Below are 15,996 nucleotides of genomic sequence, written 5' to 3' on the forward strand. Positions count from 1 at the left end.
TTACATGCATGATGAAGCGCGCGAGCCCCTAGGCCGGCCGCTGGTCATGGAGCGCCTGTTCCAATGCATCAAGCACGAAGCCAGCATGCGTAGTGTGGCGGCTGGTTCGAGACGCGACACTCTAGGCATTTACCGCCTTGCGCTCTGCCGCATTGGCCGCAGTCTCAAGTGCGTCCAAAGTTGTACGGGGGTATTTCCGAACCGCGCGCATAAAACGTGCCATGGCTCGATCGGCGCCTACCAAATGCATATCGCCAATTCTCAGACCATTCAGAATCGGAAGGTCCTCGTTGACAAATCTGTTATGCATCGCCTGCCAAGTATCGAAATATTCTTCGGACTTGTCGTCTTTCGTGGTGACGATCGAAAAGAATACCTTCGTTCCCAGGCTACCGCATGGTGTCATTACGGCGACATACCATTTGAGCCGGCCGTCAACTTCGCTCCGTGTCGTGATGCCATTAACGCCGTGAACGGCGATGTCGGGACGCCACACACCTTCTTGCTTTTCTCCCGTGTGCGCCGCGTCCCAGCTCATCCGCCGCAGATAAGGGCTGACTTCTTCGACATCGGGATCGGCAAATTGCAGACCGTGGACCACGCGATTGTGAACAACGTCGAAAACGTTGGTTGCAAATATCCAAGGCTCGACGTTCAGCTTTGCCTCGAGATCGATTTCGAACGCCCGAAACGCGTGCTTCGTATCATCGAACTCTTCGAACGTCGGCAGATCGTAAAGCGGCGTCTCTCCCAGGAACACCCAGATCAATCCCAGGCGCTCAGCCGTCGGAAGATTCGCCAAGCTCGATCCTTTTGGGATCGGGTCGCCGGACGCGATCACTTTACACTTGCCGCCCTGGCCAAACTCCCAATGATGGTAGGGGCAACGAATATTATTGCCGACAACGTCGCCACCCACGCTGAGGTCAGCGCCCATATGCTTGCAAAACGCGGACATCACCCGGACGACTTCATCCTCGCCTCGGTAAATGACAACGCGGCCGTCCGCTAAATCGGCGCCAATGGCTTTTCCCTTGGGCACGTCGCGCGACAGGGCGATCGGGTACCAGCACTGATGAGCGCCCGGCCCCAAATCAGCTACCATTGCCCGCCGTCGCGCTTCAGGCGTTGCGCTGCGTGTCACGTCCATTCACCGTTCTCCTGTACCTTCGCACCGCGCGGCCGGGCCCGCGGCGAACCCCGTTGCAGCATCCACTTCATGCGCAGGTGAAGGGGCTCGCCATTTGCTTTGGCGGCTAAACGTCATCATTCGGTTCTTCCTTGCGATATTCCTCGATCTCCGCAAGCGTGCCGAACTTCTGAACGACCGAATTTATATATGTGATTATGGGCGTCCACCTGAAGCGCCGCGGCGATTGCGCGGATGCAAATTCATACGATCCGTCAAGATCTCCCGGGCGCCAAGGATGCCCGCGCCTGCCGGGGGCGTCCTGACCCAACAACCGATAACGTCGCCTACCCTTCGTCGTTCCAGACATGAAAACGACGAAGGGCGCGACGAAAACCAAGCCAGACGTTAGAATGCAACGCCGAGCTTAACTCCCCACAGTCGTGGCTCGCCCATCTGTGCGACCAAAACGCCCGCCGAGAAAGCGGTGTCGTTCATTCTGGCGAAATAGTCCTTAGAGAAGGCATTGGTGACGAATGCCTGCGCGTTGAACTTCTTATCCTCCGATTCCCAAAGGACGCGGAAGTTGACGATGCCATAGGACGGAAGATCCACTATCGGGTCGTTCGTCAGGACGAAGTTCTGCTTCGCCTGCGCCCGCCCTTCCGCCTGGAGAGTGAAGACGCCGAGTCCGCTCACCGGAATGTGGTGGGCGATCGTGGCGCTCAGATTCCACTTGGGTGTCTGCGGGATCGGCTTCCCTTCGAGCGGGACCAGACCCAGGTTCGGACTGCTCAGGATGAGGGGCGAGTCCGTGATTTTGGTGTTCAGGAGACCCCCCGACACATTGAAATCCCAGCGGTCGTTCGGCGCATAGTTCAGCTCGACTTCCGCCCCATATATCCGGGCCTTGCCGATATTAAGGAAGCGGCTGGTGACGATTGGCACGCCGGTACTGAGGTCGCCGACGCTGAGCAACTCCTGCTTGCCGTCAAAGAGATAATAGAATCCGGCCAGGTTGAGCGTCAACGTCCGGTCAAGGAACCGGTTCTTGCTGCCGATTTCGAAGGCATCGAGATGCTCCTGTCCCACCGGGCCGGTCAGGGCAGCGTTGGTCGCCAAAGCGGCGGCCCTGCCGGCGGGGGTGGCCCCCCCGGTAGCGGAGTAGAATGTACTATAGGAGACGCTCTTTGCGCCGCGCGAGTAGCTGGCGTAAAGGCTGTTCTCGGTGGTCGGCTCCCAGGTCAGGCTCACTCGGCCGGTCACGTCCTTCGTTACCGGATCGGGATCGGTTACGCCCGACAGGATGTCCAGCGGGGGCAGGGCGCCGGCCGCGGTAGTCAGGGTGACATCCGCCTGCTTGAGCTCCCGGTTTTCGATTGTATAACGCGCTCCGGCGGAGAGCGTCCACTGATCGGCGAACTCCCAATCGGCCTGACCAAACACCGCTCCGGACTTGGTGTCTACGCGGGATCTGGACCGGACTGATTGGAGGAGCCCACCCGTGTTGTTCCTGACGGTCAGAGGCGCGTCGCTTCTCTTGCGGTCCTGGTAATAGTAAATACCCGTCACCCAATTCAGCGTGTCGGTCGTACCCTGGAGACGCAATTCTTCACTGAATTGCCTGGATCGGTTATTAAATTGCGCTTGGATGTTCTGATTTTGGAGACCACTGGGCGTCGAGGACTGATCGCCGTCCACGCCGATGCTCGACTTGAACCGAGTATAATTGGCGATGTTGATCAGCGACGCCCAGCCAAAATCGGTCTCAAACTTGCTGGTAAGGGACGTAAAATTCTGGGTGACCGCCAGTTGATCCCTGGAAAGTTCGGTGATCGCGTCGCCGGATTGCGGCCGAACCTGGCGAGGCTGGCCGCCGAGAACGACGGTATCGACGCATCTGGCGGCGAATATGTCCTTCCGCGCGCAGACCGCCCTCGAGGCGTCCCTCCATACGCCCAGGCCAATGTTGGGCGTCGATTCCGAATCATTTTCGGAATGGGTGACCTGCAGCCGCAGCTTCGATGCATCGCCGAGATCAAAATCGGTCGTGCTCCGGATGCTCCACACCTCCTTTGCCGCCAGCTTCTTGGGCGCGCCAGGGAAAGTGCCACGATTGGTGAAATGGCCGTCATGCTGCTCGAACTGACCGGCAAGGCGTGTCCGCACATTCTCGCCGAGCGGTCCGCTGACCGCGGCGTTGAGGGCTATCCAATTGTCCGAGCCATACAGAACACTGGCCTTGCCGGTGAAATCGGAGGTCGGCGCCGCCGAAACAAAATGGACGAGGCCGCCCGTCGTGTTGCGGCCAAACAACGTCCCCTGCGGGCCGCGCAGCACTTCGATCCGTTCCACGTCGAACATCTGCCCGGTAAGGCTGCTTTCATCGCCGAGATAGATCTCGTCGACATAGACGGCGACCGAACTCTCATTGAGACGCCCGTTGGAACCCTCTCCGCGGACGCCGCGAATGCTCAAGTCGGGGGTGGTGTTGCTGCCGCGGTTGAAGGTGATGTTGAAGTTCGGCGTCTGTTGCGCAATCGAGGTGAAGGTCGACAAATTGAGGTTTTCAACCTTCTCAGCGCTCACCACGCTGACCGAGATCGGCACGTCGATAATCGCCTGCTCGCGCCGCTGGGCGGTCACGATGATTTCACCAGGGTCTTCAGCGAAGGCGGCGCCGCCCGCGAGAATGGACGGAACAACAATCGCCGTCCGCATCAGCATCGCAGCCAATGCTCTTCGGGATCCTTTGCTCTTCAAGTGAGCGTCTGAGAAATTCACGATCATATCCCTCTCCCTCTTAATGTTTTCTTGATGTTTTGTTTTAAGTTCGCACCCTACCATTGGCATGGCCATATGACGATATCCGGCGTTTAAATTACATATGTGAAACGCAAGACGTTTCTCTCGCACAACTTGACGCACGTCTGGCTCTTCGGCCGGGTGCTAGCTGGAGAAATTTCAATGACGTTCACATCAATCGTCAGGTGGTCCGAATATTTATATTCCGTAGATATCAACTCTGGCCTACCGGCTTCATTCAATATGCGTTGCCGTTGAAGTCTGCCCCGGCCAGATAGAAGGCATCCCATTTGTGCCCGTTGGACAACTTCCGATGATCAACCGCGATGCCATCCTTGGCGTTTGGAAAATCAAGATGAGCGTTTCGGCGAACATATTGCCGCCCATGGCGACGAGGATCACGGCCTTGGAGACATCGATGCGCTTTTCATAATCGCGCGCGAGCCTGCGCCATCGGATCGTCCGAGCGCTTGATGACCTCGATGGTGAAGTCGAGGAAGGTCGCCTTGTCCATCAGCTTGAGCCGAAATTCACCTCTCGCGGCCGGCCGCCGCAGCGCCCCGGCCTATTCCACGAAGCGTGGCGGCTTTATGCTCCTTCCCGTCCCACGATGACCACGGCGCTAACATTCTGGTTGGGCATGCCACCCAGATTATGGGACAAGCCGTAGACAGGCTCGTCCGGTCGCTGACGCTCCCCCGCGCGGCCGAGGATCTGAAGATAATTCTCGTAGATCATACGCAGACCCGATGCACCGATCGGATGGCCGAAACATTTCAGCCCTCCGTCGATCTGGCAAGGGATCTTGCCGTCCGCATCGAAAATGCCGTCGAGCACGTCCTTCACCGCGCCACCATTCTCGCTGACGCCCAGATCCTCCATCGTAACAAGCTCGGTCACGGAAAAGCAGTCATGCACTTCCATCAGGCTCAGCTGCTCGCGCGGATTGGTGATCCCGGCTTCCTGATAGGCGGCTTTCGCTGCCACGCGAGTGGTATGAAAATAGCTTCCGTCCCAGCCCGATCCCTGCAGTTCCCACCCGTTGGACGTGGAGACTGCCAGCGCCTTGACTGTCACTAGCTCTCTCTTGCCAAGCGCTCTTGCGATTTCCGGTGTCGTGACGATCGCGCAGGCTGCGCCATCGGACACGCCGCAGCAGTCAAACAATCCAAGCGGCTCAGCGATATACGGCGCGTTTATGACCTGATCCATCGTTACCCGCTTGCGCAGATGCGCCTTCGGATTCTTCGCGCCATTATCATGGCTTTTGACGGAGACATGCGCGATTGCCCGCTTGAACAGATCCTTCTCGATCCCATATTTTGCCCGGTAGGCTGAAGCTAGCTGGGCGAAATGGCCAGGTGCCGATCCCACCACCCCCATCATGTCCCAGTTGGTGCCGCGGGTGCGCACAGGCAGGCCGCCATAGCCTGTGTCCTTCAGCTTCTCGACGCCGAAGGCGAGTGCGATATCCACGGCCCCGGACGCAACCGCATAGACCGCACCCCGAAAAGCTTCCGAGCCTGAGGCGCAATAGTTCTCAACCTTGGTGACAGGGATGTTCGGCAGGCGCAACGCCATGGCGAGCGGAATGCCCGAAGGCCCGATATTCACCGTATCGAACGCCACGCCAAGCCAGGCCGCGCCGATCTCCGACACGTCGATGTTCGCATCGGCAAGCGCCTCTTCAAATGCTTCGACCGCCAGATCGTCGGCACCCGCTGACCAGCGCTCGCCAAATTTGGCGCAGCCCATTCCGAGAATGGCGACCTTGTCTCTTATCCCGCTTGCCATCGCTCTGCTCTTTTCTACTATGCTCTGTTCGACAACCGCCGCTCGGGGGCGGCTTTCCAGAAATATTGGGAGAACCCCCTCCGGTCATCGATCGCCTTGATGCGGAACACCATCCGCAGCTGCGTCCCGATATCCAGCCCTTCCTCTCCGACGTCGACGATCTCCGCCAGCATGCGGCCGCCGCCTTCGAACTCGATATTGCCGTAATAAGCGGGCGGCGACGGCGAGAACATGAGGTAGTCTGACGTGAAGGTGACGATCTTTGCTGGCAGTTCCGCAAGCGGATAGTCTTCCTGAGTGTGGATGGCCCGCGCCTCACGCGAGATGCTGACAGGCGACTTCGGGAACTGGACGGCGCCGGTCTGCGTGCATTTGCCGCCGACCAGGCCGAGCACCGATTTCCGTTCTCGATATTGGGCGGTGAGGATCGGTTTTTGGTCCAGCTCGGCGCGCATGCCCTTATCGAGGTCGATCAGCCCCGAAAAGGCTAGATATTTGACATAATTATCGACTGGCGCTCGATCTTCCAGATATCCCCCGATGCCTCTGGCTTTCGCCGCGCCCACGATCGCTGCGGTCGTCTCCAGGAGGATTACGTCGCATCCTCCGCCAAAGCCGACCACCATGATGAGTTGACCCGGCGTTGCGCGTTCCAGGACATGGGACAGCAATATCAGCGGTTGGGCCGCACCGGCGTCCCCCAAGACACCCCCCAGCGTGTCGGCAACGGCTTCCGGCCTGATGCCGCTACCTTGCGCGACATATTCGCTGATCTTCGGCATGGAAGATCCAAGGACGAAATGGTCGATCTTCCTGGCGTCGACGCCTAGCTTCTGAAGGGCTGCGATGATCGTAGAAACGACAATCTTTCCGTAGCCTTCTTCCCGCACCCAGCGGGCTTCCCAATTATAATCGAACGTTTCGCCTTCCTTGCGGAAATGGTCGACGAGATCGATGCTGACGGAATGTGTTCCGATCAGCTTCGCACAGCCGTCTCCCTTCGACACCACCACCGACGCCGCTCCGTGCCCGGAATTATACTCCCCCTCTGAGCCGGGCTTGGCCACGTTACGCTCCGCGGCGACGCACAGCGTATCGCCGGCCCCGCCCGCCACCGCATGAAACGTATCGATCAGGGCGGAGGTCGCCGACCGCTTGCTCCCCGAAACGTCGAGTGCCGCGGTCGCGTCCGAAAGGAAGAGCGCCTCCTTCACGATGGTCGAGTTCTGCCGGTCGGCGAAGGGGTGCGAGGTGGAGGCCAGCACGACACGCGCAATGGCAGCACGATCGCGGCCTGCGAGGCAATCGCGCGCGGCCTCCACGGCCATGGTGATCGCGTCTTCATCCCAGGAACAAAAGGAGCGCTCTCCCTTCGCAAAGCCCTTGAGGCCGGGCGCAAACCAGCCAGTCGCCGCATAGGCAGCGTTTCGCTGCAGCCGCTGCCGAGGAACATATCCTCCAAACGCGTGGATACCTACCACCACAATCTCCCGAAATGGTCTGGCGTCGAAAAGTCACCGCCTCGACCGATCTCCCGATCGCTCAGCGGCGTGGTCGCACTTGCCGGGCTAGTCCATTTTCGCGGTTCGCTCGAGTTCCTTCATCGTCACCCGCGGATATTTGAGGACGGAGCGCATGAAGCGCGACAGAGCCCGATCCGACGGCAACAGCAGGAGCTCATCCAATCGCATATTGTTCAATACCGGGAGATCTTCGTTCATGATCTGCGCGTGCATGGCAGCCTGCCGATCCAAAAATTCTTCAGCACCTTCTTCGTTCGTTGTAATGACGGTCATGAAGAACTTGGTGCCATGGCGAGCGGAGGGTACGCTTGCGCCAATATACCATTTGAGCCGTCCGCCTTGCTCACCCTTGTTCCGCAGGGAATTCACGCCATACACATAGATTTCCATGCGTAGGCCGCCGGTGCCCTTGTCGCCCAAATCGGCATCCCACGACATACGACTTCGGTAGGGGTCGATTTCTTCAACCTCCGAATGGACAATGTTTATACCGTGAAGAGAGCGCAAGTGCGCAATGTCGTACACGTTGGTGGTGAACATCCACGGCTCACAGTTCAGCTTGTCGTTAAGCTGCACCTCGAAGGACCGGGCGACATGCTTCGTCTCGTCGAAATCCTCGAAGGTCTGAAGCTCATAAAGCGGCGTTTTACCGAAGAACACCCAGATCAGTCCGAACTGCTCGCGCGCCGCGAACTCGAAGAGCTTGGCGCGCTTCGGGATCTCATCACCCGCGGGGATATGTTTGCAATCGCCGCCGTCGCCATAGGACCAATGATGAAAGGGGCAGCGAATATCGTTGCCGACGACCTCGCCACCTACGCTCAGGTCGGCACCCATATGCTTGCAATAGGCGGACATTGCGCGGATCACGCCATCCTCGCCGCGATAGACGACGACCCGCCCGTCCGCAATATCGCGGCCGACGACCTTACCCTTCGGTACGTCCGCCGAAAGGGCAACCGGGTACCAGCACTCGTGGGCGCCGGGGCCCAGATCAAATATCGATCTCCCCCCCGAAGTGCTCTCGGCAGGGTCAGCCGTTGCGCGCGCAGCCATTTAATCCTCCTTCAATCAGGCAGCGCTGGGGAGCGCGTGCCTGCCATCCCGCCAGCCGCCTCCCAATTGCCAGGATGACGTCCGCAGATGTTCTGCGAATCAAGCATGGTCTTTCTACACAGACCCCGCCTTTTCCGTGAGATCGGGCAAGTTTATATTATGAATGTGATGATCTCCCAAACGGGTAGTATTCACGCGGCAGCACGAGATTTTCTCGGAGATTATACTTTTATTTGCCGTGTATCTATTCCTCTTTTAAATGAGATATTTCGTCGATATATTAGAGTAACTTTGCAATAATTTACGATATTACATGAGGGTCTGCGTCATGAAGGATGAATGTCCATCATCGCAGAGTTCGTTTGGAAAATCAGGGATGAACGTTTCGGCGTACGGTTTCGCGGCAACGCGGAAAAATTCCGGTCAAGCATTCCCAGCGAACAGGGCGAGCTCAACTAGCAGTCGCGCTGGTCTGCCGGACCTCTTTGCGCAACAGCTCCAGGAAGCGGTCATGTTCGCTCTCTATCCGGTAGATCGGGGCGCCGATACCGATGGCGAGGGGGGGGTGATCGCCCAGTCCCGCGATTGGCATCGCAATGACGCCGGCGCCCGGTGTCACCGTTCCCTTGGTGAGATAATAGCCGAGCTTTCGACCCTCTCTTACCTTGTCGATGATCTCCTGAGGGGAGAGCGGAGAAGCGTCGGCTGGTCGCTCTGCATTCACCCGGCGTACGATCGCGCCGATCTGCTTGTCAGACTTGGTGGAGAGCAAGGCCTGACCGACCGCAGTCGTACATAGCGGTCTTCGCGCGCCCTGCCTCATGTGAAAGCGGATCGGATTCGTCGCCTGAAGCACCTTCACGTAGACGACGTCCATGCCTTGCTCGGTGCCGAGGACGATCATGTCGCCCGTGGCCGTGCTGAGATGGCGCATCATCTTGGTCGGGTCCTGGGCACGACCGGCTTCGTCGACCAGCCAGGCGCCGATCAGCGCGATGCGGATCGTCGGCCGGAAGCGGCGGGTCTCGGCTTCGAAGCTGAGATAACCAAGCGAGGCGAGTGAGCGCAACAATACAGACGTGCTGGACTGCGGGTAGCCGAGGGCCCGACGGATCTCGTCCGCCGATGCCGCGCCTTGGCGTTCCGCAAAGTACTCCAGCACTTCGAGTACCCGGCGGGCCGATTTAACGGATTGATCCATGGCCACCGCTATAAGCGTGTATGAGTAAGCTCATATCCGCCCTGCACCCCTCATTTCAAATCATGCAGCACGCTTATACAACTCCGAGACAGAACGCACATCCTGCAGATTGCAGAGCATCGAGAAAAGGTCCCTGCGCGTCGCCTCGCCAAGCTGGCTTGCGGTGCATTCGTCAAACTTGGCCGCTAGCCTCGGCTGCCCCGCAGGGTTGGAGGCGTGGCCAAATGCGAAGCGAACCGCGGGGCCGGATTGAACGGTGCCGTCAGCGAACTCGATCTCGACATGGTCTGCGGGCGAGAACAGCGATTGCTGCGGGTCTATTTCGGTGCACTCGACCCGTTCGACACGTGCCATGAGTTCGCGGACGGCGACGCGCTTGACGTAATCGTCGTCAAGCTCACGAAGGCCGACGCTGCCCTCCAAGATAGCGGCGGCGACGGCAAATTCTGCGCTGAACTTTGCTTCTAGCGACGTGCCCGGCGCTCGGTAACGAAGGATCTGCGACTGGGTGTGACCCAGGTGCACGCGAATGGACCGGATCGCATCGATGCGCCCCGCCGTCGCGTCGGCCAGGGCGACTACCGAGTCGATCATCCGATGTGCGGCATAGCAGACCGGATAGAGCTTGATATTGGGGCCTTCGGACAAGATCCGCCATGAGCGGCCGAAGGCAGGCTCAGTCGTGCGATCCACCCTGGCTGCAGGCGAATATGCCGCAAGGAAGCCCAGCGGATGCTCCAGCGCATCGATCGCCGCTGTCATGCCCTGAGCCGCGAGCTGCGCCGCGAGGACTCCGTTCTGAGCGGCGCGGCCGAGCTGGTAGGGCTTGGTCATCGAGCCGAAATTCGCGACGAGTCCTGCCGACATCGAGGCGGAAATGGATAGTGCCGCTGCGGCCTTCTCCTCGTCCAGGCCCAGCAGATTGGCGCAGGCGGCCGCAGCGCCGATGGCACCGAAAATGCCGGTGGGGTGGAAGCCCTTCGCGTGATGCTTGTCCTGCTCCCGAGAAGCCAGCTCACACCAAACCTCGTAGCCGGCAACATAGGCCGTCAGGATATCCTTGCCGGTCGCGGCCGGTTCGCCGAGAGCCAGAATGGCCGGAAGCAGTACCGCGCTCGGGTGGCTGTCGCCAGCTGTGTCGTCATAATCCAGCGCATGCGCAGCCGTCGCGTTCACGAGCGCAGCATAGTCGGCAGAGGTGCGCAATTTCCCCCAGAGTGCCCACGCTTCGTCCGCCCCTCTTGGCGCGTTGCCGGCGACGAGCGAGGTTACCGGCTCGTCGAGACCGAGCAGGATGACCGAGGCGCAATCGGCTATGCCCCTCACGGCGGCATCGGTCGCTCCGGTGGGAAGGTCCTCATATTGAAGGTTCGCAACGAAATGTGCTGCGCTTTTCGTCAACCCGGTCATCGGAACGCCTGCCTATCATCTAGCGGACACTGAAGAACGACCATCCCAGATGCTACATGCCAGCTCGTTCGGCGCGCTGGAGGATGACCTGCACCATGCGCACGGTGCCCACGTCGACCATTTGCCCATCGACGGCGATCGAGCCCAATCCCTCCGCTTCGGCCTTTGCATAGGCGTCCACAATGGCACGCGCTCTGCGGACTGCCTCGGCGTCGGGGGTGAAGACGTCCAGAGCGACATCGATCTGTGCCGGATGCAACGCCCATTTGCCGCCGAAGCCAAGGAGCTGCGCGCGCGTGCACTCCTCGCGGTAGGTTTCGAGGTCCTTGAGGCCGGGAAACGGCCCGTCGATCGCCTCGATACCCGCCGAACGTGCGGCGATGAGAAGCTGCCAGCGGCCATAATGCCAGGGATCGCCCGGATAGCTGCTCTTCCCGTAGAGGATGATGGGATCGATACCCTGCGACGCGGAATAGTCGCCGAAACCGAAGATGAGCGCTTCCAGTCGCGGCGTCGCAAACGCGATCTCATTGACATTGCGCATGCCGTCGACTTCTTCGATCAGCACTTCGAGGCCGATCTTCTTCGTGAGCTTCAGCCGCTTCTCGATCTGCGAGAGAAGCGTATCGACGAACAGCAGATCGGATGCGCACCGCGCCTTGGGGAGCATGATCGTGTCGAGATGCTCGTGCGCCTGTTCGGTGACCTGGATGATATCCTCATAGCACCATTCCGTGCCGAGATCATTGATGCGGACGCATGCCGTCTTCCCGCTCCAGTCGAGGTTCTTCAGCGCGTCGATCGCCTTGGCGCGGGCCGATACCTTCTCGCGCGGCGTTACGGCATCCTCGAGATCAATGAAGACATGATCGGCGTTGGAGGCGGCGGCTTTCGCAAGCATTTTCTCGCTCGATGCCGGGACGGCCAATTGCACGCGGCGGCGACGAATAGGGCGCTGATAAGTCATGGGATTCCTATTTCACAATGTTCCGGTTGAACAGATTGTCGGCCTCGGCGCCCGAATAGCCCGCAAGCTCCAGGACCTCCCGCGTATTCTCGCCGAGAAGAGGAGCCCGGTGGCGCACGCGTCCGGGCGTACGGCTCATCTTGACAGGCACACCGGCGACCTTGACGGAGGTTGCCGAGCCCGGCTGCTCGACATCGACGAGCATTTCCCGGATCTTGAAGTGGGGCTCCTCGAAAATGTCGGCGACATCGTAGATCGGTCCGAACGGGATCACACCGCCGAACAGCGCGGTCAGCTCCGCCTTGGTCTTTGTCTGGGTGAAAGCCTCGATAAGCCCATACACCTCGTCCTGATGATTGAGCCGATCGTTATTCTGTGCGTAGCGCGGATCAGTCGCATGGTGCGGCTGATCCATCAACGTGACGAGCTTTTGCCAGAATTCGTCTGTGGGCGCGCTGATCGTCAGCCAGCCGTCGGACGCCCGAACCACGCCATAAGGGCAAAGCAGGGGATGCCGGTTGCCTTCCGGCCGGGGTATGCGGCCCGTGTAGGTATATTGATTGATGATCCGTTCGCAGGTCGCCAGCACGCAATCGACCATGCTGACGTCAACGAACTGGCCGACCCCCGACCGCCGCGCTTCCATGAGCGCCATGACGATGCCAAAGGAGGCTAACATACCCGGAATGAGATCGCCTACTCCGGGTCCAACCTTGACCGGGGTCTGCGCATCCGGCCCGGTGATGCTCATGATACCGCCCATCGCCTGCCCGACGATGTCGAAAGCGGGCCAATGGACATAGGGGCTTTCCCCGGATCGTTGGTCTCCGAAACCGCGGATGGCCGCATAGACCAGCTTGGGATTGCGCGCGGACAATGTCTCATAGGACATGCCGAAGCGTTCCATGACGCCAGCGCGGTAATTCTCGACCAGGGCATCCGCGCCATCGACCAGTTTGAAGAGGATGTCCCGGCCTTCGGGGCTCTTCAGGTCGAGCGCGATGCTCTTCTTGTTGCGGTTGACGCTTTGGTAGTAGCCGCTGATTTCGCGCAGTTCGTCATCCGCGCGATAGGGGCCGAGCCTGCGCGTCTCGTCACCTTTGAGCGGCTCGATCTTGAGCACCTCGGCGCCGTGATCCGCCAGCAATTGCGTGCAGAACGGCCCGGCCAGAACCTGCGTCAAATCGATGACGCGGACGCCGGTCAGGGCGCCTCGGGGTTCGGAAGCGGACATTATTGGGTTGGCCTCCGCCGCACGAGGACGGTGCGTTCGACCTGGCAGACAAATTCGTCGCGCTGGTTATAGCCATAATGCCGGAAGGTCACGAGCCCGGCATCTGGCCGGTCCGACGGTGCGCAGGCGAGGACTTCGGTCACGCTGTAGAGCGTATCGCCTTCCACTACCGGCGTCCTCAGGCGCAGCTTGTCGAGTGCCACATCCGCCAGCGCATTCTCCGATGTATCCTCGCTCGCCAGGCCCACCACGATCGAAGCCGTGACGCCGCCATAGGTGATGCGGCGTCCGAATTTGGAAGCCGCAGCATCATGCGCGTTGAAGTGGCCCTGAGCTGTGTTCATCGTCAGATGTGCCAGGATCACCGTCTCATTTTCACCGATCGTCTTGCCGCGCGCGTGCCGCATCTTCTGGCCGGGCGTGAAATCCTCGAAATAGTTGTCCGGGCTGGTGAGTTGCTGAGACGTCATTTTGCGGGTTTCCCAAGGAGGTGATCGGAGATCACGCGCAATTGAATTTCGGATGTGCCTTCGAAGATCTTGGTGAGGCGGGCATCGCGCCAGTGCCGCTCGACGGCATAATGCGTGGTGTAGCCCGCGCCGCCATGGATCTGGATCGCTTCCGAGGTGACCCGCTCGGCCATTTCGGTGGCGAACAGCTTGACCATCGACGCTTCCAGATCGCAGCGGACGCCGGTATCGATCTTGCGGCACACCGAATACATGAGCTGCCGTGCGGCCTCGATGTCGGTCGCCATCTGCCCCAGCTTGAAGCGGATCGCCTGGAATTCGCCGATCGGCTTGCCGAACTGGATGCGTTCCTGCGCATATTTCAGCGCATCTTCGAGCGCGCCGCGCGCCAAGCCGATAGCGCGTGCTGCGGTATGCGCACGTGCGACCTCCAGGCCGCTGGTGGCAAGGTAGAAGGCACGGCCGGGTTCGCTCACCATATTCGCATGGGGCACGCGGGTTTTGTCGAACGCCAGTTCCCAGGTCTTCCAACCGAAATAGCCGATCTTGGGGATCGGGGCTCCGGCGCAGTTGTCGGGAAGCGCGCCGCGCGTCTTTTCGACGAGGAATGCCGAAATGCCTTTGTGCGGCTTGGCTTTGTCCACTGGTTCCGTACGCGCGAGTACCAGAATGGCGTCGGCGCCGTCGGCGTTGGTGCACCAATATTTGCTGCCGCTGATCAACCAGTCGTCGCCATCGCGCTCGGCGCGGGTCGAAAGACCGGAAATGTCGGAGCCCGTGCCCGGCTCGGACATCGAAAAGGCGAAGATCATCTCGCCCGTCGCCATTTTTGGGAGATATTTCTGCTTTTGCGCCTCAGTCATCAACTGATAGCCGAGCATCGGCCGAATGATGCTGCTGACGCTCATCCAAGCGCGGGCAAGTTCTTCGGTTACGAGGCAATATTCGAAGCAGCCAAGACCCAATCCGCCATATTGCTGCGGGATCGTGATGCCGAAGAAGCCCAGTTCCGCCAGCTTTGCCCGCAAGGAATCCGGTATGTCGCGACGCTCAGGATCATATTCATTGGCGATCGGCAGGACTTCATTCATCGCGAAGTCGCGCGCGACATCCTGGATCATCTTCTGTTCGTCGGAAAGCGAAAAGCTCATAATTTGGCGTCCCTACGCGGCACGAGATTGCTCCTTGTGAAGACGATCACTCTCTCATCGCGCTGGTTGAATCCTTCGGTCAGCCAGGTGGCGATCCCATAGCTCGCGTCGCTCTTGGACTCCCGCAGAGCCGTCACCGTCGAGCGGGCAGTAAGTGTATCGCCGACATGTGCAGGCTCACCAAAGGACAGGTCGTCTACCCCGAGAAAGGCTCCGCCACGCTCGCTCAAATCCTCGACGGACAGGCCGAAGACTATGGCAAACACCAGCATAGGGCTTATGACGATATCCGCATGACCTTCCGACTTTGCGTACTCTCTGTTAAAATAGAGAGGGTTCAGCTGGAGGGTAGACAGCGAGAACAGAAGATTATCCGACTGTTCGATCGTGCGCCCCCAATGGTGGTTGAAAACGGCGCCCACCTCGAAGTCGTCATATGAGTTTCCCCGAAGTCTTAAGGGAAACTTCTTGAGTTCAGAGACAAGATTTTCCATCCGCGACATGCCTTTGAGAATCGATTATGCTGGCCCTACTATCACGCTTTGCTTCGCTGGATGACGCGCGTGCCGGAAAATCATATGTGTGATTCCGGTGGTGGATTGGGCTATCATGATCCCTACGATGGAAGCAGATACGACGAGCCAGTGCGCCCGCCATTCGCCCCTGCCCTCGACGCCGACCAGCTTATCCAACAACTTGAGGAAATGTCCTTTCCCAGCTTTTATTGTTGGTATTGGATCGACTGTCTACTCTGGCGCCGATTGGACTCGCACACAATGAGCGCAGGTCTTCGAGTCAGCAAGCGCAGCCTTCCGGACATCAGAACGCGCACGAGCGTGACAAACAATGCCGCGTCGCCTGTCGGTGCGGCACAGACTGTGCTTGGGGTGTGGCGGGCGGGCAGACCGAAACCTCTAGCGCAACCGCCGAGGCAATCATGGTCACGAGGCTGTCAATTTCGGTCCATAAGTTCAACCACATGGGTAGTGCCGTCGCGGCTCCGCTGCCGGAGGGCGATATCCGGCCGAGGCCGTTCTCGGCTTCGCCGGAACACCTCTAGCCACTACCTTAGGTCGCAGAGCGCACCTGGAATCATATATATAATTTTAAGCTCTTCGCCTCTCAGCGCCGGCTGGGGGTGGTAGATGGCGAGACATCGGTCGTGTGCGCCGCATCTTCGTGGGATCATCCGAAGTTTGTCGCATGATCATCGAGCGGTCCCTGTAGGATCAGGCGCCCTGGTTGGGAACGGGCCG

The 15,996-nt window shown here is 59.5% G+C and carries 12 protein-coding genes and 1 pseudogene; all 13 read right to left on the bottom strand.

Annotation, left to right across the window (positions count from 1 at the left end; genetic code table 11):
• Positions 1–121: 121 nt before the first annotated feature.
• Positions 122–1,150, bottom strand: coding sequence for a Rieske 2Fe-2S domain-containing protein (locus CMV14_RS20695; RefSeq protein WP_083215801.1), 1,029 nt, complete (start codon positions 1,148–1,150; stop codon positions 122–124).
• Between the two features lie 387 nt (positions 1,151–1,537).
• The gene (locus CMV14_RS20700; RefSeq protein ID WP_176488955.1) at positions 1,538–3,919 is read right to left on the bottom strand and encodes a TonB-dependent receptor; all 2,382 of its coding nucleotides are present in this window, start codon (positions 3,917–3,919) and stop codon (positions 1,538–1,540) included.
• 370 nt (positions 3,920–4,289) lie between these two features.
• Positions 4,290–4,460: pseudogene (locus tag CMV14_RS27235) on the bottom strand (IS5/IS1182 family transposase); the annotation flags it as partial.
• A gap of 62 nt (positions 4,461–4,522) precedes the next feature.
• A complete protein-coding gene (locus tag CMV14_RS20710) occupies positions 4,523–5,689 on the bottom strand; it encodes an acetyl-CoA acetyltransferase (RefSeq protein ID WP_331251125.1) in 1,167 nt (388 codons plus the stop codon).
• Between the two features lie 56 nt (positions 5,690–5,745).
• Positions 5,746–7,056 (bottom strand): 3-oxoacyl-[acyl-carrier-protein] synthase III C-terminal domain-containing protein, encoded by a 1,311-nt coding sequence (locus CMV14_RS20715; RefSeq protein WP_238147104.1) that lies wholly within the window; start codon positions 7,054–7,056, stop codon positions 5,746–5,748.
• Between the two features lie 240 nt (positions 7,057–7,296).
• Positions 7,297–8,307: an aromatic ring-hydroxylating oxygenase subunit alpha gene (locus CMV14_RS20720; RefSeq protein ID WP_066961832.1), complete on the bottom strand. Its 1,011-nt coding sequence runs from the start codon at positions 8,305–8,307 to the stop codon at positions 7,297–7,299.
• Positions 8,308–8,758: 451 nt separating this feature from the next.
• Positions 8,759–9,508 carry an IclR family transcriptional regulator gene (locus CMV14_RS20725; RefSeq protein ID WP_066961830.1) on the bottom strand — a complete coding sequence of 250 codons (750 nt, stop codon included), beginning with the start codon at positions 9,506–9,508 and terminating at the stop codon, positions 8,759–8,761.
• A gap of 60 nt (positions 9,509–9,568) precedes the next feature.
• Entirely contained in the window at positions 9,569–10,918 is a 1,350-nt protein-coding gene (locus CMV14_RS20730; RefSeq protein ID WP_066961828.1) for an MmgE/PrpD family protein, read from the bottom strand.
• Positions 10,919–10,970: 52 nt separating this feature from the next.
• Complete coding sequence (locus CMV14_RS20735) at positions 10,971–11,819, bottom strand: HpcH/HpaI aldolase/citrate lyase family protein (RefSeq protein ID WP_238147105.1); 849 nt, start codon at positions 11,817–11,819, stop codon at positions 10,971–10,973.
• 73 nt (positions 11,820–11,892) lie between these two features.
• Positions 11,893–13,119 (bottom strand): CaiB/BaiF CoA transferase family protein, encoded by a 1,227-nt coding sequence (locus CMV14_RS20740; RefSeq protein ID WP_066961821.1) that lies wholly within the window; start codon positions 13,117–13,119, stop codon positions 11,893–11,895.
• Positions 13,119–13,589, bottom strand: coding sequence for a MaoC family dehydratase (locus CMV14_RS20745; RefSeq protein ID WP_066961818.1), 471 nt, complete (start codon positions 13,587–13,589; stop codon positions 13,119–13,121). Before CMV14_RS20745 ends, CMV14_RS20740 begins: the two co-directional genes overlap by 1 nt.
• Positions 13,586–14,740, bottom strand: a complete 1,155-nt coding sequence (locus tag CMV14_RS20750; protein WP_066961815.1) for an acyl-CoA dehydrogenase family protein — start codon at positions 14,738–14,740, stop codon at positions 13,586–13,588. The genes CMV14_RS20745 and CMV14_RS20750 overlap by 4 nt, the downstream gene beginning before the upstream one ends.
• Positions 14,737–15,234, bottom strand: coding sequence for a MaoC family dehydratase (locus CMV14_RS20755; protein WP_066961812.1), 498 nt, complete (start codon positions 15,232–15,234; stop codon positions 14,737–14,739). The genes CMV14_RS20750 and CMV14_RS20755 overlap by 4 nt, the downstream gene beginning before the upstream one ends.
• Between the last annotated feature and the right edge of the window lie 762 nt (positions 15,235–15,996).

The sequence above is a fragment of the Rhizorhabdus dicambivorans genome (assembly GCF_002355275.1).
GTDB classification, from domain to species: domain Bacteria; phylum Pseudomonadota; class Alphaproteobacteria; order Sphingomonadales; family Sphingomonadaceae; genus Rhizorhabdus; species Rhizorhabdus dicambivorans.

Bases quoted from the DNA above. Each gene is read 5' to 3' on its own strand.
- CMV14_RS20735 (WP_238147105.1), bottom strand. From the start codon at position 11,819: ATGCTTGCGAAAGCCGCCGCCTCCAACGCCGATCATGTCTTCATTGAT.
- CMV14_RS20750 (WP_066961815.1), bottom strand. From the start codon at position 14,740: ATGAGCTTTTCGCTTTCCGACGAACAGAAGATGATCCAGGATGTCGCG.
- CMV14_RS20730 (WP_066961828.1), bottom strand. From the start codon at position 10,918: ATGACCGGGTTGACGAAAAGCGCAGCACATTTCGTTGCGAACCTTCAA.
- CMV14_RS20725 (WP_066961830.1), bottom strand. From the start codon at position 9,508: ATGGATCAATCCGTTAAATCGGCCCGCCGGGTACTCGAAGTGCTGGAG.
- CMV14_RS20745 (WP_066961818.1), bottom strand. From the start codon at position 13,589: ATGACGTCTCAGCAACTCACCAGCCCGGACAACTATTTCGAGGATTTC.
- CMV14_RS20710 (WP_331251125.1), bottom strand. From the start codon at position 5,689: ATGGGCTGCGCCAAATTTGGCGAGCGCTGGTCAGCGGGTGCCGACGAT.
- CMV14_RS20740 (WP_066961821.1), bottom strand. From the start codon at position 13,119: ATGTCCGCTTCCGAACCCCGAGGCGCCCTGACCGGCGTCCGCGTCATC.
- CMV14_RS20700 (WP_176488955.1), bottom strand. From the start codon at position 3,919: ATGATCGTGAATTTCTCAGACGCTCACTTGAAGAGCAAAGGATCCCGA.
- CMV14_RS20720 (WP_066961832.1), bottom strand. From the start codon at position 8,307: ATGGCTGCGCGCGCAACGGCTGACCCTGCCGAGAGCACTTCGGGGGGG.
- CMV14_RS20755 (WP_066961812.1), bottom strand. From the start codon at position 15,234: ATGGAAAATCTTGTCTCTGAACTCAAGAAGTTTCCCTTAAGACTTCGG.
- CMV14_RS20695 (WP_083215801.1), bottom strand. From the start codon at position 1,150: ATGGACGTGACACGCAGCGCAACGCCTGAAGCGCGACGGCGGGCAATG.
- CMV14_RS20715 (WP_238147104.1), bottom strand. From the start codon at position 7,056: ATGGCCGTGGAGGCCGCGCGCGATTGCCTCGCAGGCCGCGATCGTGCT.